Annotated in this window: 21 protein-coding genes; 8 read left to right on the top strand and 13 right to left on the bottom strand. The window is 41.8% G+C overall.

What is annotated here, in order from left to right:
- Window positions 1-361: 361 nt before the first annotated feature.
- From HB679_RS10610 to HB679_RS10600, 3 genes are all read left to right on the top strand, one after another.
- Window positions 362-1099 (top strand): fatty acid desaturase, encoded by a 738-nt coding sequence (locus HB679_RS10610; RefSeq protein WP_214071958.1) that lies wholly within the window; start codon window positions 362-364, stop codon window positions 1097-1099.
- Window positions 1100-1217: 118 nt separating this feature from the next.
- Window positions 1218-2474: an aminotransferase class I/II-fold pyridoxal phosphate-dependent enzyme gene (locus tag HB679_RS10605; RefSeq protein ID WP_214071957.1), complete on the top strand. Its 1257-nt coding sequence runs from the start codon at window positions 1218-1220 to the stop codon at window positions 2472-2474.
- Between the two features lie 228 nt (window positions 2475-2702).
- A complete protein-coding gene (locus HB679_RS10600) occupies window positions 2703-2882 on the top strand; it encodes a hypothetical protein (RefSeq protein ID WP_214071956.1) in 180 nt (59 codons plus the stop codon).
- Between the two features lie 4 nt (window positions 2883-2886).
- Here the strand turns inward: HB679_RS10600 and HB679_RS10595 are convergent, their stop codons facing one another.
- The 7 genes from HB679_RS10595 to HB679_RS10565 form a co-directional block, all read right to left on the bottom strand.
- Window positions 2887-3423 carry a hypothetical protein gene (locus HB679_RS10595; protein WP_214071955.1) on the bottom strand — a complete coding sequence of 179 codons (537 nt, stop codon included), beginning with the start codon at window positions 3421-3423 and terminating at the stop codon, window positions 2887-2889.
- A 7-nt stretch (window positions 3424-3430) separates the two neighbouring features.
- Complete coding sequence (locus HB679_RS10590; RefSeq protein ID WP_214071954.1) at window positions 3431-3760, bottom strand: STAS domain-containing protein; 330 nt, start codon at window positions 3758-3760, stop codon at window positions 3431-3433.
- Window position 3761: 1 nt separating this feature from the next.
- Complete coding sequence (locus HB679_RS10585) at window positions 3762-4907, bottom strand: SpoIIE family protein phosphatase (protein ID WP_214071953.1); 1146 nt, start codon at window positions 4905-4907, stop codon at window positions 3762-3764.
- Window positions 4908-5015: 108 nt separating this feature from the next.
- The gene (locus HB679_RS10580) at window positions 5016-7268 is read right to left on the bottom strand and encodes a TlpA disulfide reductase family protein (protein ID WP_214071952.1); all 2253 of its coding nucleotides are present in this window, start codon (window positions 7266-7268) and stop codon (window positions 5016-5018) included.
- A 153-nt stretch (window positions 7269-7421) separates the two neighbouring features.
- Window positions 7422-8849 carry a chromosomal replication initiator protein DnaA gene (dnaA, locus tag HB679_RS10575; protein ID WP_144247776.1) on the bottom strand — a complete coding sequence of 476 codons (1428 nt, stop codon included), beginning with the start codon at window positions 8847-8849 and terminating at the stop codon, window positions 7422-7424.
- Window positions 8850-9202: 353 nt separating this feature from the next.
- Window positions 9203-10747 (bottom strand): methylmalonyl-CoA mutase family protein, encoded by a 1545-nt coding sequence (locus HB679_RS10570; RefSeq protein WP_214071951.1) that lies wholly within the window; start codon window positions 10745-10747, stop codon window positions 9203-9205.
- A gap of 6 nt (window positions 10748-10753) precedes the next feature.
- Window positions 10754-11284, bottom strand: coding sequence for a hypothetical protein (locus HB679_RS10565; protein WP_214071950.1), 531 nt, complete (start codon window positions 11282-11284; stop codon window positions 10754-10756).
- A 94-nt stretch (window positions 11285-11378) separates the two neighbouring features.
- On the opposite strand from HB679_RS10565, the gene HB679_RS10560 reads away from it, so the two are divergent.
- A complete protein-coding gene (locus HB679_RS10560; RefSeq protein ID WP_214071949.1) occupies window positions 11379-11726 on the top strand; it encodes an iron-sulfur cluster assembly accessory protein in 348 nt (115 codons plus the stop codon).
- Between the two features lie 129 nt (window positions 11727-11855).
- Here HB679_RS10560 and HB679_RS10555 read toward each other — a convergent pair whose 3' ends face one another.
- Window positions 11856-12365 carry a DUF3347 domain-containing protein gene (locus HB679_RS10555; RefSeq protein ID WP_214071948.1) on the bottom strand — a complete coding sequence of 170 codons (510 nt, stop codon included), beginning with the start codon at window positions 12363-12365 and terminating at the stop codon, window positions 11856-11858.
- A gap of 330 nt (window positions 12366-12695) precedes the next feature.
- Between HB679_RS10555 and HB679_RS10550 the strand changes: the two genes are divergently transcribed.
- Window positions 12696-13940, top strand: a complete 1245-nt coding sequence (locus HB679_RS10550) for an ABC transporter permease (protein ID WP_214071947.1) — start codon at window positions 12696-12698, stop codon at window positions 13938-13940.
- Between the two features lie 154 nt (window positions 13941-14094).
- Here HB679_RS10550 and HB679_RS10545 read toward each other — a convergent pair whose 3' ends face one another.
- Genes HB679_RS10545 through HB679_RS10525 form a run of 5 tightly spaced genes read right to left on the bottom strand, consistent with a single transcriptional unit; the run spans window position 14095 to window position 19215 of the window.
- Window positions 14095-14841, bottom strand: a complete 747-nt coding sequence (locus HB679_RS10545) for a CpsB/CapC family capsule biosynthesis tyrosine phosphatase (protein WP_214071946.1) — start codon at window positions 14839-14841, stop codon at window positions 14095-14097.
- Window positions 14842-15894 (bottom strand): dTDP-glucose 4,6-dehydratase, encoded by a 1053-nt coding sequence (gene rfbB, locus HB679_RS10540; protein ID WP_214071945.1) that lies wholly within the window; start codon window positions 15892-15894, stop codon window positions 14842-14844.
- A 2-nt stretch (window positions 15895-15896) separates the two neighbouring features.
- Window positions 15897-16922, bottom strand: coding sequence for a UDP-glucose 4-epimerase GalE (gene galE, locus HB679_RS10535; protein ID WP_214071944.1), 1026 nt, complete (start codon window positions 16920-16922; stop codon window positions 15897-15899).
- Entirely contained in the window at window positions 16922-17905 is a 984-nt protein-coding gene (locus tag HB679_RS10530; protein ID WP_214071943.1) for a UDP-glucuronic acid decarboxylase family protein, read from the bottom strand. Before HB679_RS10530 ends, galE begins: the two co-directional genes overlap by 1 nt.
- A complete protein-coding gene (locus tag HB679_RS10525; protein WP_214071942.1) occupies window positions 17905-19215 on the bottom strand; it encodes a nucleotide sugar dehydrogenase in 1311 nt (436 codons plus the stop codon). Before HB679_RS10525 ends, HB679_RS10530 begins: the two co-directional genes overlap by 1 nt.
- 64 nt (window positions 19216-19279) lie before the next feature.
- Here HB679_RS10525 and HB679_RS10520 point away from each other — a divergent pair, with 64 nt between their 5' ends.
- The 3 genes from HB679_RS10520 to HB679_RS10510 all read left to right on the top strand — a co-directional run bounded on the left by HB679_RS10520 (window position 19280) and on the right by HB679_RS10510 (window position 21995).
- Window positions 19280-20494, top strand: coding sequence for a glycosyltransferase N-terminal domain-containing protein (locus HB679_RS10520; RefSeq protein WP_214071941.1), 1215 nt, complete (start codon window positions 19280-19282; stop codon window positions 20492-20494).
- A gap of 62 nt (window positions 20495-20556) precedes the next feature.
- Window positions 20557-21375 (top strand): alpha/beta fold hydrolase, encoded by an 819-nt coding sequence (locus HB679_RS10515; protein WP_214071940.1) that lies wholly within the window; start codon window positions 20557-20559, stop codon window positions 21373-21375.
- Complete coding sequence (locus tag HB679_RS10510) at window positions 21372-21995, top strand: lysophospholipid acyltransferase family protein (RefSeq protein WP_214071939.1); 624 nt, start codon at window positions 21372-21374, stop codon at window positions 21993-21995. Before HB679_RS10515 ends, HB679_RS10510 begins: the two co-directional genes overlap by 4 nt.
- The last annotated feature ends 20 nt before the right edge of the window (window positions 21996-22015 follow it).

The following is a 22015-nucleotide window of genomic DNA, read 5'->3' as shown; positions in this document are numbered from 1 at the left end:
TCACTTAAAAGACTTTTGGCAAAACTGGCACTAAAAGTCATTTTCACTATCAATATCAGCAAGTCGGCAAGCGGTTTTAATGGATTGGGCATTTTCAGATCTGATCGGCAAATAGGTTTTACTGGCTTACTGGTTGCTTTTATAAATATAAATCAATTTTTAAATAAGTCGTCTCTTCATATTTTAAAAAATGACTTATAAGTCATTAAAATTGATTTTAAATTCAAAATCCGAAGCAAAATTCAGTAAGCCGAAGTCGATTTTACCCTATCGGTTAATTTAACAATAAGTTTAACTGGCATAAAAACTAAAATGGTATCTTTGCCGTTAATTATAAACACAGTAAAATCCATATCAATTAGTGATTATCTTAATATTTTTTCTGGCACATTGGTTCTTATCATTGTTTTTCCAGACCTTCTTTCTACATCGCTACGCGTCACATAAAATGTTTAGTACCCATAAAATAAATGAGCGTGTTTTCCACATGCTTACCTTTATTTGCCAGGGTTCTTCGTATTTAAATCCGCGTGCTTACGCTATCATGCACCGCGAGCATCATGCCTACAGTGATACCGAAAAAGACCCGCACTCACCTTATTTTTTTACAGACGTTTTCCAGATGATGTGGCGCACGGCGCAGAGTTATAAATTGTACGAGAAACGTCTTAAAGAGCCTGATGCGCAATTTAAAGGCAACTACCCCGAGTGGCGCCTGGTTGACTATTGGGGATCTACTTATATGTCTCGCATTTTATTTGGCATAGGCTACGTGGCATTCTATGTTGCTTTTGCTACCCATTGGTGGATGTTTTTGTTATTGCCTATCCATTTTATGATGGGCCCTATCCACGGCGCTATTGTAAACTGGTGCGGCCACAAATATGGTTACTCGAATTTTGACAACGGCGACAAATCAAAAAACACATTTTTCATTGATCTTTTGATGCTTGGCGAATTGTTTCAGAACAATCACCACAAGCGCCCCAATAATTCAAACTTTGCCGCAAAATGGTTTGAGTTTGATCCGGTTTATCCTGTCATGAAAGCCATGCACTGGGTACGAATCATTAAATTGCGAAAGCCGTTGGCAGGGTAAGCTAAAAGCATAAAGACCAAAGCATAAAGCTTCAAGCTTCAATAAATTATTAACAAACTACAATAAAGGGTAAAGGCAAGCTTTCAGCTTTCACCTTTGCCCTTTTAGCTTAAACAGAATGAAAGTATCTGCATTAGCCGAAAATCTACGCGGCTCTGAAATTATCAAGATAGCCGGCGAGGTCAATGAATTAAAACGCCAGGGACAGAATGTTGCCAACCTAACCATTGGTGATTACGACTCTAACATCTATCCTATCCCTGATGAATTGAAGCAAGATATTGTTGATGCATATGCAGCTAATCAAACCAACTATCCGCCTGCTGATGGTGTTTTGGCATTGCGTGAAAGTGTGTCGGCATTTTTGAAAAACAGGTTGGGTTTAAATTATAAATCTAACGAGATCCTGATCTCGGGCGGATCTCGCCCGTTGATCTATTCTACTTATTTGGCCGTGGTTGACGAGGGTGATAAAGTAGTGTTCCCGGCGCCGTCATGGAACAATAACCATTACTGCGACTTGCTGAAAGCCGAAGGTATTATGGTACAAACCCGTGCCGAAAATAATTTTATGCCTACGGCAGACGAATTACGGCCTCATATTAAAGGTGCAGCTTTGCTGGCACTATGCTCGCCACTGAACCCGACAGGCACCATGTTTAACAAAAAGGACCTGGAAGAGATCTGCGACATGGTGATTGCCGAAAACAAAACCCGTACAGCAGGTGAGAAACCACTTTACTTTTTATACGATCAAATTTACTCGCAATTAACTTTTGGCGACAACCAGCATTTTGACCCGGTTACGCTGCGTCCCGAGTTGCGCGACTATGTAATATTCATCGACGGCGCATCTAAATGCTTTGCCGCTACCGGTGTACGTGTAGGCTGGGGCTTTGGCCCTGAAGGCGTGATCAACAATATGAAAGCTATTGTTGGCCACATGGGCGCCTGGTCGCCAAAGGCCGAGCAGGTAGCTATGGCTAAATATATATTGGATGACGCCGCGGTTAATGCTTATCTAACTAAGCTAAAAGGCAGCGTACAAGCCAGCTTAAATGCTTTACACAATGGCTTCCAGTCTTTAAAGGCTGATGGTTTCCAGGTAGACTCAATTGCGCCAATGGGTGCTATTTATCTAACGGTTAAGCTAGACTATACCGGTAAAAAAACGCCGGATGGAGCAGTACTTAAAGATTCGGCTGATATAAACTTTTATTTGATCAAAGAGGCGAAGATTGCCTTTGTACCATTCTCTGCCTTTGGTACAGACGATAGCGTTACCTGGTTCCGTGCCTCTGTAGGTGCATGCACTTTGCAGGATATTGAGGATGCAATGCCAAGGATAAAAGCGGCGCTTAGCAAATTGGTTTAGGCATTTTTTTATTTCTTTCCGCCTTGTCATTTCAAGCACAGCGAGAAATCTATACACTTGCATTAAATACTTCGTATGTGTATAGATTTTTTCGCTCCGCTCAAGAAAATAGTTCTCCCGTTGGTCGAGATGACATTTTTTTGAGATCTCGCTATTAAATTTTAATCAAGCCATAACGCTCAATTAATCTCTACAGCCGATTTTTATAGCAATCAATTACAAAATCCTATGATCGTAGATATTAATTACTGGTGGGTTGGCGCCCTCATTGTGGCAATAGTATTGTTGATTACGTGGCTAATCAGGAATGACCGCAAAGACGAGCAGGAATTTAGAAAAGAAATTATCCAATCAGAAATAAAACCCGAAAGGCACCAAAGAGATAAAGACCCCGACGTTACGTCCTGAAGCGCTAAAGCTCAATAAACACGCTGAACGTATTCAGACCTTTGGCGATATCGTACTCATACGTAAAGCTATCAGAGGCTTTAGTGATGATCAATAAACCAAAATGTTCCATCAGGTTACCCACATCAAGCGGGGTGTCGTCGTCCATTTCTTCACAAACAAATTTAATCTGGGTATCGCTTTCAACTACAGCATACATGCTGTGCAGCCCGTCTTTAGTTAATAACTCGCGGTATCCGGGGTCATAAATCAGTAATGACGTTATGTTACCGGGTTGGTAACGGTTACCAAAATCTTTTTTATCGATATGAATGTTTTTTTCGCTAACGGTTATATCCAAAAACGTTTCTTTGGTGCCTGCGTGTTTAATACCATTGGTTAATAACTCAATTAGTATTACCTCAATTTTGAAACTAATTGCCTCTTTATTTACATGATCAGGCAATTGCTTAACAATAAAATCAAGCAACTCCTCTACCGATGATTTTATAGATTGCCGGCTATTAGGTAATAAAAACTGTTTGCTTACTGGTTCAGCCATATTTTTATTACTTAGATATTTCGTCAAAATTATTGTAGATCTTAAAAACCTTATCTAACCTGGTTAAGGCAAACAAGTTGGTGATATCTTTACTCAGGCCCACCAATACCAGTTCTGATTTAAACGAGATCAAATGCTTAAAGACAGAAACAATCGACCCTAAAAAAGAGCTGTCAATATACTCGACCGAACTCATATCAATAGCTATTGATTTTTGCTGTTTTTCAAAAAGCTTAATTACCTCGGCTTTAAATGCATCACCGTTTTCAAGGCTGGCTTCTTTAATATCCAGCTTCACTAACAAAATGTCGTCAAGTTCTTTGTATACTTTAATCATATTAGTTCTTATATATGCTAATTATGCTTCGATCGTCAACCTGCTCGTTTAGATTATTATTAAATAATTTTGATGCTATATCGGTAAAGTTATTCTCTTTTTCCATAAAAGGCTTCAAAGTCTTCAAAAATTGATTGTAATCACTTTTCTTGCCGGTTGCATCAATAAAATCAATCATGCCATCAGTAAAGATAAATAACCGATCGCCTTGTTTTAGCTGAATCTCCTTTTCGCTATAATTTCCTTCTTCAAAAAGCCCTAACAATAAACCTGATGAGCTAACCATATTCAATTCATCGGCTTCAAGGCTGTAATGTAGCAAAGGCAAATCGCCGGCGCCAGAATAGGTAATTTTATTAGTTTCGCTATCAATCAATAATAAAGATAAACTTGATAAAATATCTTTCAAGACCTCATCAAAACAAATGATAGCATTAACCTGCTGCAATATTTTTGAGGTGGAATATTCATTATTAAAAGCCGCAAACCGCACTGCCGACCGCACATAACTTAGAAAGCCGAAGGTAAAGAACCAGGCCATCCACTTTTTGCCCATAATATCGCCCAAAACAATAAAGTGATAACGGTCATTAACTTTTATAAAGTCGATAAAGTCGCCACCCGGGATATCATGATACGCCTGGTGCCAAAAATCAACTTTAAACGATTCAATATGCGGCGATTTAACCGGGATAGATTTTATGTTAAGCGATTTAGCCGCCTTCTTTACTTCGTTTTCAGAAAGCTCGCGCTGCTTATCAACTGTAAACAGAATGTTGTTTACTTTGGATACTATTACGTTGATAGGCGTATCTTTTATTACATAATCGATAGCCTGCAGGTCAAGCCCTTTTTCCATCAAATCCTTATCAGAGAAGAAAGTGAGGAACACAAAAGGGATATCCTGAAACTTCGTATCGTTCATTAAATAGCGACGAAACTCGAAACCGTTCATTTTCAGCATCTCGTAGTCTGACAAGATCAAATCAGGCATCTCTCCGCCCTTTTCCAATATTTCAATAGCCGCCTCGGCCGATGGCGCGCGCGTGCAAACAAACCCTGATTTTTTAAATACCTGTTCAATCAGTTTCAAGAACAACTGATCATCGTCAACCAGCAATATTTGTTTGGGTTTGTGGATAGCCATTAAGGGGGAAAGTTGCCAATTAAAAGCAACTATCAATTTTACTTAATAATCCTGAAAAAATTAAAATTAAAATTAATTCGTTTGCGTCAGGTAAGCATCTTTTTTAAATCAGTTAGCAGCGTACAACTCATTAAACTTTTTAATCACACTTTGCCAGTCGGTTCCAAAAGGTATATCTATCATTTTACCGTTTGGCGAGATTAGGATCTTGCTTGGATAGCCGCCTATTTTATAATTTTTCTGTATCACGTTATCGCTCATAGCTACCGTAATACCATAATTGTTATTGGTAACAAAAGTTTTAACCGCCGGGGCTTCGTCATAACAGGACACACTCAGTAAATGTATGCCCTTGTGTTTACCGCTAACCAGTTCCTGGTTAAACTCATTCACTTTAGGCATTTCTTCGCGACAGGGGCCGCACCATGTGCCCCAAAAGTCAACTACCAGCCATTTGTTTTTATAATCGCTTAACGCATATTTTTTACCGTCTATACCCGTTAATTCAAAAGCGGGCGCGTCTGCCCAGTTGTTCACTACCTTGTTTTTAAAAAAATCTTTAAAGTTGCTGTTTGGCAAATATTTCTCATAAACTTTTTGCATGTCGGCAAGGTTAACAGGGTTTGCTGTAATGTTATCGGCAAACAGTTTTAAGGCAGTCTCGATGTCGCCGGTGGCAATCAGTTTATTTATATATTCATCTCCATAACTTTCTTTTGATTCCAGAAACGCCCGGTCATAAAAGCTTGAATATGTCTTTTCTTTGTTATTCTGTGGCGAATATTGCGCCGCTTTTGCCAGGTATAGTAAAGCAGCAGCCGAATCTGTTTTAGCAACCGACTGATACCTGAGATAATAAGCATAGGCCAGCATATTTTTGTCGGTATAACGATTTTTGTTTAGCGTATCTGCCTTAAAACGTTCCAGCGTTTGGGTAGTTTTTTCAAGCAATTTTTCCGCCTCTTTTTGCTTACCGGCGTTAATAAGCATTTTATAAGTTAACAAAGCGTAGCGCGTGCCGTTCCCTTTATGTAGGTATACATCATTCATCTTCATGAATTGGTGATAGCTACTTATTAGCAGTTTAGCATTATTGGGCTGCTGTTTGGCCATCGTCCATAGGTACATGGGGTAAATTAACGAGTGTATGCCTAATTGTTTGTCGGCGTTTAATTTTTCAATCAACTGCGAGGCTACCTCATGCTTTTCATTAAGAAAAGCTTGCGAAAAGGACTCCTGCAACCAGGTTATAAATCCCTGATCTTTATAAAAATACCTGATAACATTATACGCCGAATCGGGATTTACATCTGCGGCCCATTGGAGTTTATTAAATAAATGTGAATAATCGCCAGCCAGGTATTTATTAGGCGTTTTTGCTAATAACCCCCGATAGGCCTGAAAAGCGCCATCGCTTTTAGCAGAGTTTGCCTTGCTTAGTGTTGCAACAACAAAAAACGGATCGGTTTTATAGATGGGTTCATATTTATTGAAATAAGAATAAGTTTTGGCCGAGTCGATCTCGCCCGTTTTATCTTTGAACCATTCGCTCCAATAACTTAATGGTATGGCCATGTTTAACCAGGCGGTGTCTATAACAGACGCATCGGCTTTACCATAAACTATGTTTTGCGTGCTCACATAGTGCTTAGGGTCTGGTACACCGGTTTGTGTGTAACTTAGCTTGGCATCTTCTACCAGGCCATTCACCTCGTTCAACAATATTTTCAGACTACCATTTTTATCCTGGGTTACCGGTTCTATATCTAATAATGAGCCGCGAATAGCTGTTACTTTATAAGTTGTTTTGGTATTGGCGTTTGTCCAGGTTGATTGATAGCTTAGTTTTTCTTTCGGCACTTCAAAAAACATCCGGTTTAAAGCCATGCTCAAAAAGCCATCGATATTTGGCTTCTGATAAGCTAATACATTATCCAGCAAATGCCATGGCTGGGTAGCTTGCTTTATCAGCTCGTCAACCCCTTCGGTATGCATAAATTTGCCTTGTGCGTTAAACACCACATTAACAGGGCCCTGTAATAATATAATTTGCGTGAGCAAGTTAGAGGCATTCAACTCGGTAATACGGATGCTGTCTGAGTTTATCCGGTATAACCTGTCGTCCTGCCAGATCTTGGCTTTAACAAGCTTACACTCCAGTTTAGTGCTGTCTGCAGTAATGTTTAATACTTTAAATTGAAAGGTGTAATTTTCAGTCCCGGTTACTTTTTTACCAACTGCCGGGGTTTCTATACTGGTTGTTTGAATAGCAAATTCATCGCCAGGCTTTAAACCAGACTGCTGCGCTTTTAACTGACCAACCGTAAGCAGGCCGAATGCAAATAGAATAATGGCTTTCATTTAGGTTAATGCGATTAGGTTTATAGTTTAAATATAAACACTAGTTTCACATAAACTGAAAAGTATCTGACAACTTTAACGTTTGTTAACAAACAAAAACGCCACTATGAATATCATAATGGCGCTTAACAGTGGTTTTTCCAAGGATTTGTTTTAAGACATCTTCAACTTCTTCTGGATATCGGCTACGTAGCCTTTAAATTTCTTATCGGTATCTATTAAATCTTCAACAGTTTGGCAGGCGTAAATAACCGTAGAGTGGTCTCGGCCGCCAAAGAAATGGCCGATTGATTTCAATGAGCTCTTGGTGTGTGCCTTAGCCAGGTACATAGAGATTTGGCGCGCCTGCACAATCTCGCGTTTGCGGGTTTGTGATTTTACCATATCAATAGGCACTTCAAAATACTCGCAAACCAGGTTCTGGATGTATTCCATCGAGATCTCTTTCGAAGAATTTTTTACAAAGTTCTTCAACATTTGTTTAGCCAGATTCAGGTCAATCTCCTTACGGTTAAGCGTTGATTGTGCCAATAGCGATACCATGGCGCCTTCCAGCTCACGTACGTTGTTATCAATGTTATGCGCTACATATTCAATCACATCGTCGCCCAACTCAATACCATCCTGGTAAGTTTTGTTTTTCAGGATAGCCATACGGGTTTCCAGATCGGGGATCTGCAAATCGGCGCTTAGGCCCCATTTAAATCTTGATAATAAACGCTCCTCTAACCCGGCAAGGTCCTTAGGTGCTTTATCAGAAGTAATGATGAGTTGTTTACCTGATTGATGCAGGTGGTTAAATATGTGGAAGAAGAAATCCTGTGTTTTTTCTTTACCGGCAAAGTTGTGCACATCATCCATGATCAGCACGTCAATAGCCTGGTAAAAGTTCACAAAGTCATTGATATTATTATGCTTTAAAGCATCAACAAATTGCTGTGTAAATTTTTCGCACGATACATACAATACCAGCTTATCCGGTAATGAGCGTTTAATTTCGTTGCCAATGGCTTGTGCCAGGTGGGTTTTACCCAAACCTACACCACCATAAATCATTAATGGGTTAAACGAAGTACCACCCGGTTTAGCCGCTACCGCATAGCCAGCCGAGCGGGCCAGACGGTTACAATCGCCTTCAACAAAATTCTCGAAGGTATATTGACGGTTTAATTGCGGATCGACATTCAGTTTTTTAAGGCCGGGAATGACAAACGGGTTCTTAATATCCTTATTTATTGAAATAGGGATAGGCATCGACTGATTCTTAGACTCCGCACCGTTTCCGTTTGAGGGCATATTAGTTGTGTATGGTTTGCTTGCTGATGACTGTTCAACAACTATGTTGTACTCTAAACGGCCATCATCACCCAATTGTTTTTTTATTGTTTTACGTAAAAGCTGAACATAGTGTTCTTCCAGCCATTCGTAAAAGAATAAACTTGGTACTTGTATGGTCAAGACACTGCCCTCCATGCGTAATGCTTTAATTGGCTCGAACCAAGTTTTAAAGCTTTGCGCAGGTATGTTATCTTTTATGATTTGAAGACAGCTATTCCAGACGTTAGTACAAGTTTTTTCCATACAGTATTTAATAAGATATTGATTTTCAGACCCCCAGCGACACTTTTATTGGGACTGCTACGGAACATCGAATATTCAAAAAAAAAGCGGAGTAAAAAATTCTTTTTGCATTTTTTGTGAAAATAAATTTGAAAAAAAGTGTTCTTTTTTTGTGGTTTTTTGGAGTTTATAAATTATATTTCGCGGGTTATTAACATGTTCATAACCTTACTCACAATAAACACTGAATTTACAGTGTTTTAGGCCGTTTATTTATTATTTAACTCAAGGTCAGGACCTGTACCGCGCGCCGCCGGCACGACAAAGATGTGGAGAAATACCAAGTCCGGCATTCGATTGCACTCCTATTAGCTCTAATACTCCCCAAAAACAGAACGCAACACATCGGCTATTTCGCCCAAAGTAGCATAACTTTCAACCGCCGATAATATCGGCAACATTAGATTATCTGCACCAATGGCAGCAGCTTTCAGATTTTTCAGATTTTTTGCTACTGCAACGCTATCTCTTCCGGCCTTCAAGAGCCTTATTTTTTCAATTTGATGCAAACGGATAGTGTCGTCAACCCTGAAAACATTGCCTGCCGGCGTTTCTGCCTGTGCGAATTTATTGACGCCTACTATAACACGTTCGCCACTTTCTATCTCGTTTTGGTATTGATAAGCCGCACTTGCAATTTCCTGCTGCATATAATCCTGCTCGATAGCTTTTACCGAACCGCCCATGGCGTCTATCTTACCTATATATAATAGTGCGGCGGCTTCCAGCTCATCTGTCAGCGCTTCTATAAAGTACGAACCAGCCAAGGGGTCTACAGTATCCGTTACGCCACTTTCAAACGCAATGATCTGCTGGGTACGCAGCGCTATTTGCGCAGCTGCCTCTGTCGGCAGCGACAAAGCCTCGTCATAACCATTGGTATGCAACGATTGTGTGCCACCCAATACGGCTGCCAGCGCCTGGGTAGTTGTGCGTACTATATTATTTAAAGGCTGCTGTGCGGTTAACGTTGAGCCGCCGGTTTGGCTATGAAAGCGCAGCTTTTGCGCGCCGGGGTCTGTAGCGCCCAGCTCTTTGGTGATGTTGGCCCACATCCGGCGTGCGGCTCTGAACTTGGCTATCTCCTCAAAAAAATTATTGTGGCAATTAAAGAAGAAAGATAATCGCTTAGCGAAAACATTAATATCTAAACCTTTGCTCAGCGCCGCTTTTAAATAGGCTTTACCATTGGCCAACGTAAAAGCCAATTCTTGCACCGCTGTCGAGCCGGCTTCGCGGATATGGTAACCGGATATCGATATCGTGTTCCATTTTGGCAGCTCTTTACTGCAGTACTCAAAAACATCGGTAATTAACCGCATAGACGGTGCCGGCGGATATATATAGGTGCCGCGTGCGGCGTATTCCTTTAATATATCGTTCTGTATTGTTCCGGACAGCTGCTTTAAATCTGCACCCTGTTTTTTTGCTAACGCGATATACATAGCCAGCAAAATAGCAGCCGTTGCGTTAATGGTCATCGACGTGGTGATGTCGCTTAGCTTTATACCGTCAAACAAGATCTCGATATCTTTTAATGAGTCTATCGCTACACCAACCTTGCCTACCTCGCCTTCGGCCAGCTCATGGTCAGAGTCGTAGCCTATCTGCGTGGGCAAGTCAAAAGCAACCGACAGGCCCATGGTGCCCCGGCTCAATAAATAATGATAACGTTTGTTTGATTCTTCGGCAGTAGAGAAGCCGGCATACTGGCGCATTGTCCAGGGCTTGCCCCGATACATGTCCTTCTGGATACCGCGTGTATACGGAAACTCGCCGGGTAGTTCATTCATTTTTGAAGGTTCGGTATAAACCTCCTTAATTTCGATACCCGATGTTGTTTTCCGCTTGGCCGACATTGCTAATTAGAATAGTTGCTCCAGCTCGTTGCGAATAAGCGCCAGTCCGGAGTCGTAAGGATTGTTTTCTGAGTTACTAACCTGGGTTAGCACTGCCCTGCTTAGTTCTAAGCCGGTGGCTGTTTCCGGCAAATCTTTAATGGCGTAATTTACCAGGCCCAGCGTTTCGTCTTTAAGTCGTTTTACTATGGCCCAGGTATTAGGGCTTACGTAAATCTGTTGGGTAACGTTATGTTGATACTCATTACGCAACTCGGCCACAATCAGCACATATAATTCGGCGGCTGAATAGTCGGGGTTATTTAGGCGGATGAGTAAATTAGTTGGGTTAATCCGTTCTATAAATAACACTACACGCTCATAAGCCTGCAAACGCAGCGGCAAAGTTTGATTGCTGATGGTTTTCTTCAACTCTACCAGCTGGATACTTTCGTTGCGGTCAAGGTAGGGTCTTAACAGGTAAAAGGCAATCCACACTACGCCTAAGCCGGCAACGGTATATTTTATGATGTCTAGTAAATAGGGATAGTATTGCATAATTAAGTTTAATGTTAGGCGCAGGTCATAAATACCGGCTCCGGAACAAAAATCCGCATTTTACATTATATTTGTGTAGTTAATTAAAAATAAGATGAGTACTGCTGTTGAAACCGCACCGGTAATCCTTACACAAGGCGCCGTTAAAGAATTGTATAAATTAAAAGATCAGCAAGAAATTAGCGACGACTTTGGCTTGCGCATTGGCGTTGAAGGCGGTGGCTGTTCTGGCATGAGCTATGTTTTAGGCTTTGATCAGAAAAAAGACGGCGATCAGGAATTTTCAATTGAAGGCCTGCGCGTGTTTATGAATAAAGCTCACGGCATGTACCTGTTAGGTATGCAAGTTGATTTTCAAGATGGCCTAAATGCTCGCGGCTTTACCTTTAGCAACCCTAACGCTGCCAGCACTTGCGGTTGCGGCACGTCGTTTTCGGTATAGTTAGGTAGAATCAAGAGACAAGAACCAGGAGTCAAGATATATAAAGTAAAGCCTTAGCGATTAATCGCTAAGGCTTTTTTATTGATAAGCTATTCAATATCCTATCTTGATTCTTGCCTCTTGACTCTCTTATTTTGCTTCTTTCAAAGTTTCCTTAACACTACCACAATCCAGCATGGTTTTGCCATAGTATGGGTTCTCGATGGCTTGTTTATCGCTTAGCCAGCTCACTTTTTTCATGGGGCAATAGTCCCAATAAAGCGGCGAAGTATTTACCCTAAACACTTTTAAAAGCGTGTACATATTTTTTGACAATGATGCAAAATGCTCGCGCTGGTGATCTATTGATTTGCTTTCGCTAATGTGGCGGCTGTCAAAACTCAGCCTGTCGCTGTAGTTTTTCCAGGTACTTAATTCCTGGGGTGTCATGCCTTTGGATTGAACGTCGACAATTTCATCATTCAATACCTTAGCTTTAAGCTGGGCCGTTGGGTTGTCGTCAGTGGCTAATGCGTTTTTCAATTCTAAATAACTAACAATAATACCGTTAATGGATGTGCTAACGGTAGTTTGCGCTTTTGTATAAGTGGCAATGCCTAATAAAAGCAGTAATAACAGTACAGATCTAATGTTTTTCATAGTGTTAAAATTAGACTGTTAAGTTACCAAAATCTTTTTTGAAATGCATGCAATATGATCGATCGGTTTCCTGTCGACGCTTTGACTCACCCCGACATCGCTACGCTTGTCGACCCTCTCTTCGCCTTCGGCGTAAAGAGGGTAATTCTTTCTTTAATATCGAATAATGTTCGATATTCCTACCCTCTTTCCCGCTTGCGGAAGAGAGGGTGATCGAGCGATGATCGGGTGAGTCCGCCACCAGCTTATTAAAACATCAAATAAGGTGCACAGGTTGTAACAAACCTATAGCCTGCACAGTCTTATCGCTAAGTTTCTTAATTTTATATAATGCCGGTTCAAACTTCGCTTAAAGAAAATGTGTCTATCGCGCTGCAATCCATTGCGGGCAACCGGCTGCGTACCTCGCTTACTTCGCTCATTATTGCTATCGGCATTATGGCTTTGGTGGGCATACTTACTGCTATCGAGGGTATCAAACAATACACTACCGATGCTTTTTCAAGCTTAGGTGCCAACTCGTTCACCATACAAAACCGTGGGTCTGACTTTGGTTTTGGCAATGGCGGGCATCGTAAAGCGTTTCCGTCAATCAGTTATGAACAGGCGCAACGGTTTAAAAGTTCCTATCAGCTGCCTGCGTTGGTTGCTATCAACCTAAATATTTCAGGTAGTGCTATAACTAAATATAACAGCGAAAAAACCAACCCTAACGTACAAGTTACCGGCACTAATGAAAATTACCTGCAAACTAATGGTTATAAACTGGCATTAGGGCGTAATTTCTCTGACCAGGAATTACTGTATGGCGACAACGTAGTTATTATTGGCGATGAGGTAAAAACCAAGTTGTTTAAAAATGAGGACCCTATCAATAAATCTATTTTTGTAGGCAGCAACAAATTCAAAGTAGTCGGAGTTTTTGCGTCGAAGGGATCGAGTGCGGGTTTTAACGGGGGCGACAGGCTTTGTATTATCCCTATTTTGAAAGCCAAGCAACTTGCACCCACAACTAATCCAACTTTTGGCGTAACGGTTATGGTAGGCAGTGGCGCGCAGCTTGACGCCTGCATTGGCGAAGCGACATCGCTTTTCAGAAACATTCGCGGATTAAACGCAGGCATGAGCGATAATTTTGAGATTGTACGCAGCGACTCTATCCAAAAAAGTTTAGGCGAACAGATTGGTTATATGACCATTGCCGGGTTTGGCATTGGTATTATCACACTAATTGGTGCAGCTATCGGTTTAATGAATATTATGCTGGTTTCGGTAACTGAGCGTACGCGCGAAATCGGCGTCCGTAAGGCTATTGGCGCAACACCGGCTGTTATACGCAAACAGTTTTTGATTGAAGCTGTGGTGATTTGTTTAATTGGCGGCGTAGGCGGTATTATATTAGGCATGGCGGCCGGTAACCTCATAGCCGTACAAATAAGCGGCAAGTTTGTAGTGCCCTGGTTGTGGCTTTTTTCGGCTATAGCTTTATGTACCTTAATTGGGCTACTCTCGGGTTTTTATCCAGCAAAAAAAGCATCGAAGTTAGATCCGGTTGAAGCTTTGCGATACGAGTAATTTTTTTGATGTGCAGATGTGCGAATATGCAGATGTGCAGATGCCTGTCAGCTAGTTAGAAGTTTGGCGGCTTGTATATTATTTAAACATTCACCCAATCACTACCTCACTCATTAAATAATCCGCACATTTGCATATCTGCACATCCGCACATCTATTTCAGCATTATATTTTTCAGCGGATAGTTAGTCAGCAAGCGTTCAACATGCGGAAAGTTTAGCGCGTCTTGAAAAGCCGCGGCATGTTTAGGGTGGTGCATATCGCTTGATATAAAGTCGACGATATCTGCATCCACCATAGCTTCAGCTTTTTGTTTAATGCCTTTACCGTAATAACCCGTAAGTGATATGGTATTTAGCTGGAGGCTGCATCCCCAGGCACGCAGGTTCGCCATTTCTTCTACCGTCATATAATTGTATCGTTCGGGGTGGGCAAGAATGGGTTTATATCCGGCTGCTGTCAATTTTTGTAAAACATGGAAAGCATTTTGCGGGGCGCTTATAAAAGGGTATTCATACAGCACATAGTTGTCGCCCATCAGCATCAGCTTTTTATCCTCGACACGTTGCTCAAAAGTTTCGTCGAAATAATGCTCGGCAGCAGCTTGTACCTCAATGTCCATTCCCTGGCGCTTTAGCTCTGCTTTAAGTATTTCAAGCGCAGCGCTAATGGTTTCTGGTGTATTGCGGTAATAATCTATCATAATGTGCGGCGTGGCAATAATTTTCTTTATGCCAGCCTCCATCATTTTTTTTATTAAAAAAATAGATTCATCTACATTCTGCGCACCATCATCTATACCGGGCAGCACGTGCGAATGCATGTCAACAGCTATCACTTCATAATTAACTGATGGCTGTTTTTCCCTTTTCTCTTCTTTCTTCTTAAAAAGCCCAAACATTTATCTCGTGTGATATTGCTCTGTATAATATTGCTGATAATGACCCGAGGTAACATCGTCTAACCACTTTTCATTAGCCAAATACCAATCTACCGTTTTTTCTAATCCTTCTTCAAAAGTAATGCTCGGCACCCAACCCAGGTCGTTTTTAAGTTTGGTAGCGTCAATCGCATAACGCAGGTCATGCCCTGCCCTATCGGTAACAAATGTAATGAGTTCTGCTGATTCACCTTCGGCACGGCCTAGTTTTTTGTCCATAATGACGCAAAGGGTTCTAATCAGGTCGATATTTTTCCACTCGTTATGGCCGCCAATGTTGTAAGTGGTGCCGGTGGCTGCTTTGTGGAAAATAACGTCGATAGCACGGGCATGGTCTTCAACCCAAAGCCAGTCTCTGATATTTTCGCCCTTACCGTATACCGGTACCGGTTTTTTGTTTTTAATGTTATTGATAGCCAGCGGAATCAATTTCTCCGGAAAATGGAATGAACCATAATTATTAGAGCAATTTGATATTACGGTATCCATACCATAAGTATCATGATAAGCTCTTACAAAGTGATCTGAACTTGCTTTTGATGCAGAATATGGCGAGTGCGGATCATAACCGGTTGTTTCGGTAAACATACCATCCTCACCTAATGTACCGTAAACTTCGTCGGTTGATACATGATAAAAACGTTTTTGATCATACTGGCCCTTCCACGTTTCGCGCGCGGCATTAAGCAGGTTTACGGTGCCTACAACATTCGTCATTACAAACTCCAAAGGATTGGTGATGGAACGGTCCACGTGCGATTCGGCAGCCAGGTGAATAATCGCGTCGGGTTGCTCATCTGCAAAAAGTTGGCGAATAAACCCGAGATCGACAATATCGCCTTTAACAAATTTATAATTTGGGGCGTTTTCAATATCAACCAGGTTAGCCAGGTTACCGGCATACGTTAATTTATCTAAGTTGATAATGGTATACTCAGGGTAATTTCTAACAAACCTGCGTACCACATGCGAACCTATAAAGCCCGCGCCACCAGTAATTATAATTTTCTTCATTGTTAACTTAACGGGTTTGCCGAGATGTATTTCTCCCATTCCCAGGCTGACTGCATCATGGTATCCAGATCAAGCTCGGTTTGCCATTTTAATTTGCTGGTCGATTTAGTCACATCGCCCCATACCTTTTCAATATCCCCTTCACGACGCGGACCAATTACATAATTTAATTTTTCACCGGTCGAGTTTTCAAAAGCACGTATTACTTCTAATACCGTGCTACCTTTGCCCGTACCTATATTAAATACGTCATAGCCTTCAAACTCGTTAGTTTCCATTAGTTTTAGCGCCGCTACGTGCGCTTTGGCTAAATCAACCACGTGTATATAATCACGAATGCAACTGCCATCGGGCGTATTATAATCATCGCCAAAAACAGTAATTTTTTCGCGCTTGCCTATAGCAGTTTGTGTAATAAACGGAAACAGGTTTTGCGGCACGCCTATTGGTAACTCTCCAATCAGCGCCGTACTATGTGCACCTACCGGATTAAAGTATCGTAACGCTATCACTTTATAACTGCTGCCTGCCTTTTGCATATCTATAAGCATTTCTTCGGCAATTTGTTTGGTATTGCCATAAGGCGACTCGGCAGTTTTTACCGGCGCACTTTCAGTAACCGGTAACACATCCGGCTGCCCGTAAACTGTACAACTTGAAGAAAATACAAAATTTATAGGTTTGCCTTTGTAAGCATTCAGCACGTTTATTAACGAGAAAAAGTTATTGCGGTAATATTTTAGGGGCTGCTGTACAGACTCGCCTACGGCCTTTGATGCCGCAAAGTGAATAATACCTGCAATGTCGGCTTCTTTTTGGGCAAGCTCATAAACGCCTTTTTCATCGCAAAGATCCAATTTATGAAACGTTGGTTTATAACCAATAATTTTGGCCAATTGATCAAGGATCCTTGGATCAGAGTTTGAAAGATCGTCTACAATAACAGGTTCATAACCCGAGTTTACCAGTTCTACTACGGTGTGCGAGCCAATGAAGCCCAAACCACCTGTTACTAATATTTTAGCCATTATTGTTTATTGAAATAGGTAAAATCTTTGTGTTCAATTTCTTTTTGCGGCAGCGATTTAAAATACTCGTAAGTAATTTTTAAACCTTCGCTCCTTGATATTTTTGGTTCCCAGCTTAAAATTGCTTTAGCCTTGGTAATATCCGGGCGACGCTGTTTTGGATCGTCGGTAGGCAATGGCAAGCTAATTAGTTGCTGATCTGTACCGGTTAACTTAATGATCTCTTCGCCAAATTGGCGGATGGTGATCTCGTCCGGGTTACCAATATTCATTGGCTGGGCATAATCGCTATGCAGCAAGCGGTAAATGCCTTCAATTAAATCATCCACATAACAAAACGAGCGTGTTTGAGAGCCATCGCCAAATACAGTTAATGGTTCGCCGCGTAAAGCCTGGCCAATAAATGCAGGCAGCACACGCCCGTCATTTAAACGCATACGCGGGCCATAGGTATTGAAGATCCGTACTATGCGTGTTTCCAAACCGTGGAAAGTATGGTAAGCCATCGTAATGGCTTCCTGGAAACGTTTAGCTTCGTCATATACGCCGCGCGGGCCAACCGGGTTTACATTGCCCCAATATTCTTCGGGTTGCGGGTTAACGTTGGGATCGCCATAAACCTCAGACGTAGAAGCTATCAGCATGCGCGCTTTTTTTGCGCGGGCCAATCCCAGTAAATTATGCGTACCTAATGAGCCAACCTTAAGTGTTTGGATTGGGATTTTTAAATAATCAATCGGGCTTGCAGGCGAAGCGAAATGCAGGATATAATGCAAATCGCCGGGAACGTGTACAAACTTGGAAACATCATGATTGTAAAACTCAAAATTGTCCAGTTTAAACAAGTGCTCAATATTACGCAGATCGCCGGTTATTAAATTATCCATACCAATAACATGGTAATCCTCTTTAATAAACCTGTCGCACAAATGCGAACCTAAAAAGCCGGCAGCACCGGTTATTAATATACGCTTGCGTTCCATTAGCTTACCACTTTTCTGCCGATACTGTTATAATAGTATCCGCAATCAATCATTTTTTGTATATCGTACAGGTTACGTCCGTCAAAAATAACCTTCGCTTTCAACTTAGTCTCCAGCAAATCAAAATCAGGCGTACGGAAAACCGACCATTCGGTTAATATCAACAGCGCGTCTGCACCTTCTAACGCATCATACTGATTATCAGTATAGGTTATTTTATCGCCCATTAACCCTTTCACGTTTTCCATCGCTTCCGGATCAAAGGCCGAGATTATTGCACCCGCTTTTAATAATTCATCAATGATGTATAAAGCAGGTGCTTCGCGGATGTCATCCGTTTCCGGTTTAAAAGCAAGGCCCCAAATGGCAAATTTCTTACCTTTCAGATCACCTTTATAATAGTCTTTAATCTTATTCACCAATATAGTGCGCTGCAGATCGTTAACCTCCATCACAGCGTTTAAGATCTTAAAGTCGTATTTATTGTCTTTGGCCGATTTTGCCAGCGCCTGTACATCCTTTGGGAAACAGCTACCGCCATAACCAATGCCCGAAAACAGGAAACGCCTGCCAATGCGGTCGTCGGCGCCAATGCCGCGCCTAACCATATCTACATCGGCACCAACTATTTCGCATAAGTTGGCAATTTCATTCATGAAAGAAATTTTGGTTGCCAGGAAAGAGTTAGCCGCGTATTTGGTCAATTCAGATGAGCGCTGATCCATGTAAATTACCGGGTTACCCTGGCGCACGTATGGCGAGTATAATTCGCCCATTAACTTACGCGCACGTTCGTCCATGGTACCAATTACAATGCGGTCGGGTTTCATAAAATCTTCTACCGCTACGCCCTCGCGCAAAAATTCAGGGTTTGATACTACCGCAAATTCAACGTCTGTATGTTCGTTCAATACTGCCGTGATCTTATCGGCAGTACCAACCGGCACGGTTGATTTTGTGACGATTACCTTATATTCGGTAATAATCTTGGCTATATCTTTCGCAGCGCCCAGTACGTAGCTCAAGTCAGCTGCGCCATCACCGCCCGGAGGCGTAGGCAATGCCAGGAATATTATTTTAGATTCTTTTAACGCATCGGCCAGGTTGCTGGTAAAATGCAGGCGACCCTGGGTTATGTTACGGGTAAAGAGCAGCTCCAGGCCAGGTTCGTAGATAGGCAATTTGCCCTCTTGCATCATCTTTACCTTTTTTTCATTGATATCGACGCAAATAACCTGGTTGCCGGTTTCGGCCAAACATGTACCGGTAACCAATCCAACATATCCGGTTCCTACTACAGCTATTTTCACGTATATAATTGTTTAGATGTTGTTATATTTATCGCGGCGAAGATACTCATTTCGTATTTAAATAATGTTATTACTGTACAATACAGGGCTACGTATTTACTATCTTTTAATACTGCTTTTTTCTGCATTTAACCAAAAAGCCGCGCTGTGGATCAAGGGGCGAAGGGGCGTTAGCTATATAAAATTTGACCAAAGCATCTGGTTTCATTTTGCCTCATTAGGCGAGTTTGAGCAGGGCCGCCCGGTATTGGAGCAAATACGCACACAACATCCTGACGCAAAAATAGTGGTTACTTTTTTTTCACCTTCGGGATACGAGATCAGGAAAAATACCCCGCTGGCCGATGCTGTTTATTACTTACCCTTAGACACAGCTCAAAATGCCCGCGAGTTTATTGATGCTATTAATCCAGCGATAGCCATCTTTACTAAGTACGAGTATTGGTACCACTTTTTTAAGCAATTAAATGACAGGCAGATCCCGCTTTATATTATATCGGGCATTTTCAGGCCGGGGCAGATATTTTTCAAATGGTACGGTGGCCTGCATCGTAAAATGTTAAGTTTTGTTACCCATTTTTTTGTGCAGGATAAGCAGTCTAAACAACTACTCCAAACCGTTAACATTAATAATGTCACCATCAGTGGTGATACCCGCTTTGACCGCGTTTGGGCCAACGCGCAAAATCCAAAAGAACTACCGCAAATTGCTGAGTTTAAAGCTGGTCACAAAGTGTTCATAGCCGGCAGCACCTGGCCCGCCGATGAGCAGTTGATTGCCCAGCTAATTAGCCAACATCCCGATTGGAAATTCATCATAGCTCCGCACGAAATTGGCGAAGATAAGATCAATAACCTCATTAATTTGTTGCCTGCAAATTCTTACATCAGGCATTCACAACTACAGTCTCAAATCTCAAATCTCACGTCTCAAATCTTATTTATTGATAACATTGGCATGCTATCGTCCTTATATCAATATGGCGATATTGCCTATATAGGTGGCGGGTTTGGTGCGGGCATACACAATACACTTGAGGCGGCCGCTTTTGGCTTACCGGTGATCTTTGGCCCTAATTACTCGCGGTTTAAAGAGGCTCATGATCTGATTACTCTCGGTGCCGGCTTTAGCATTGATGATGCAGCCTCATTGAAAATAACTACGGACAATTTAATTAACGATCAATCTTTTTGTGCCGATGCGGGTTATAAGGCAAAGGAATATGTGCAGCAAAATGTGGGTGCGACGACTATCATCTTATCAGCAATAGGATTTTAAGTTGAGGCAGACATCTCTGCGATATCCTGCAAATCTTACCCAAAATACTTAATATTGCCGCAATGGGCTTTTTACAGATTGAGCAATTAGGTACCGTACACTTTCATGAATACAGCGAGGGCGCTAAACCCATGCTGGCCTTTCACGGCTATGGCATGACAGGCAGGCAGTTCCATGTGCTCAAGCAATCTGTTTTAAAAGATTACCATGTTTATGGTTTCGATCATTTTTTTCATGGTGAAAGCAAGCTTGATAACTGGACCGAGGCCCAGATCCTGGCGGGAATGCCCAAAGCCCTGGTGCGCGAATACGTTGAGCAATGGTTCAAGCAGTTTGGCCGTCAGCGGTTCTCGGTGATGGGTTACTCCATCGGCGCTAACCTGGCACTGATATTAGTTGAAGAATATGCCGACCTGATTGACAATATTTTCCTGATGGCACCGGATGGACTATCTGTTTACAAAGGCTTTGATATAATACGTAATACGGGTTGGGGCAAATACCTGTTTAACCGGGTTACCAAAAGCAAATGGCTGGCACCAACTGTGCTCAAAACACTACGCGGCGTGCGGTTTATTGATGATAGCCTTTACAAAATTGCCCACAGCGAAACCGACACCGAACAAAAGCGGCTTGATGTATATTATACTTTAAATATCATCAGGTTATTAACGCCCGATGTTGTGAAAGTAGCTCAGTTAATTAATCAATATCAAATTCCCTGCACCCTGATATTTGGCAGGCACGATGAACTGTTTCCGAAAAAAGCGGCCATGCCTTTTATTAATCTGCTGAAAAACCCAACGGTGATTGAAGCCCCATTGGGTCATTGGCTGGTAACGCCTGCGTTAGACGATTATTTAGTTAATTTAGCATTATGATACCTGCCCGCCGCGTTACCTTATTTAGCAATTGGTTTGCGTACTATACGCGTTTCAGGATGCGCAGTTACTTTAACCGGTTGGTGGTAACGCCGTTCGAACCGAAAGAAGGCCACGCTATACTGCTGCTCTGTAATCACTTTAGCTGGTGGGATGGGCTTTGGGGTAACTACCTGGCTTATTGGCACCTTAAGCGTAAATTATATATTATGATGCAGGAAGATCACCTGCAGAAACGCATGTTGTTGAACTTGTTTGGCGGCTTTTCCATCAACCGCAGCTCGCGAGAAATGATCAAGTCTTTACAATACGGGGCTAACCTGCTTAATAATAAAGAGAATTTGGTGGTGGTGTTTCCGCAGGGCGCGTTAATCTCCAATCATACTACAGAAATTGCTGTTGAGCGGGGTATCGAACTACTCATCAAAAATATTAAAGGCCCCTGCCAAATTGTTTACTCCTGTGCGTTGATTGATTATTTTGAAAGCCTGAAGCCCTCCGTATTTTTCCACCTGTTTGATTGTGGCGTAGCCGGCGAGCTGACATTGGATGAACTCAGCAGCAAGATCAACACCTTCCATCAACAGGCATTAAAAGACCAGCTAAATGTGGAGCATTAATGATCTATCCGCGTAAAAAT

The sequence above is a fragment of the Mucilaginibacter sp. dw_454 genome (genome assembly GCF_018449775.1).
In the GTDB taxonomy this organism is placed as follows: Bacteria; Bacteroidota; Bacteroidia; order Sphingobacteriales; family Sphingobacteriaceae; genus Mucilaginibacter.
This window is presented reverse-complemented; position numbering and strand designations above follow the sequence as displayed.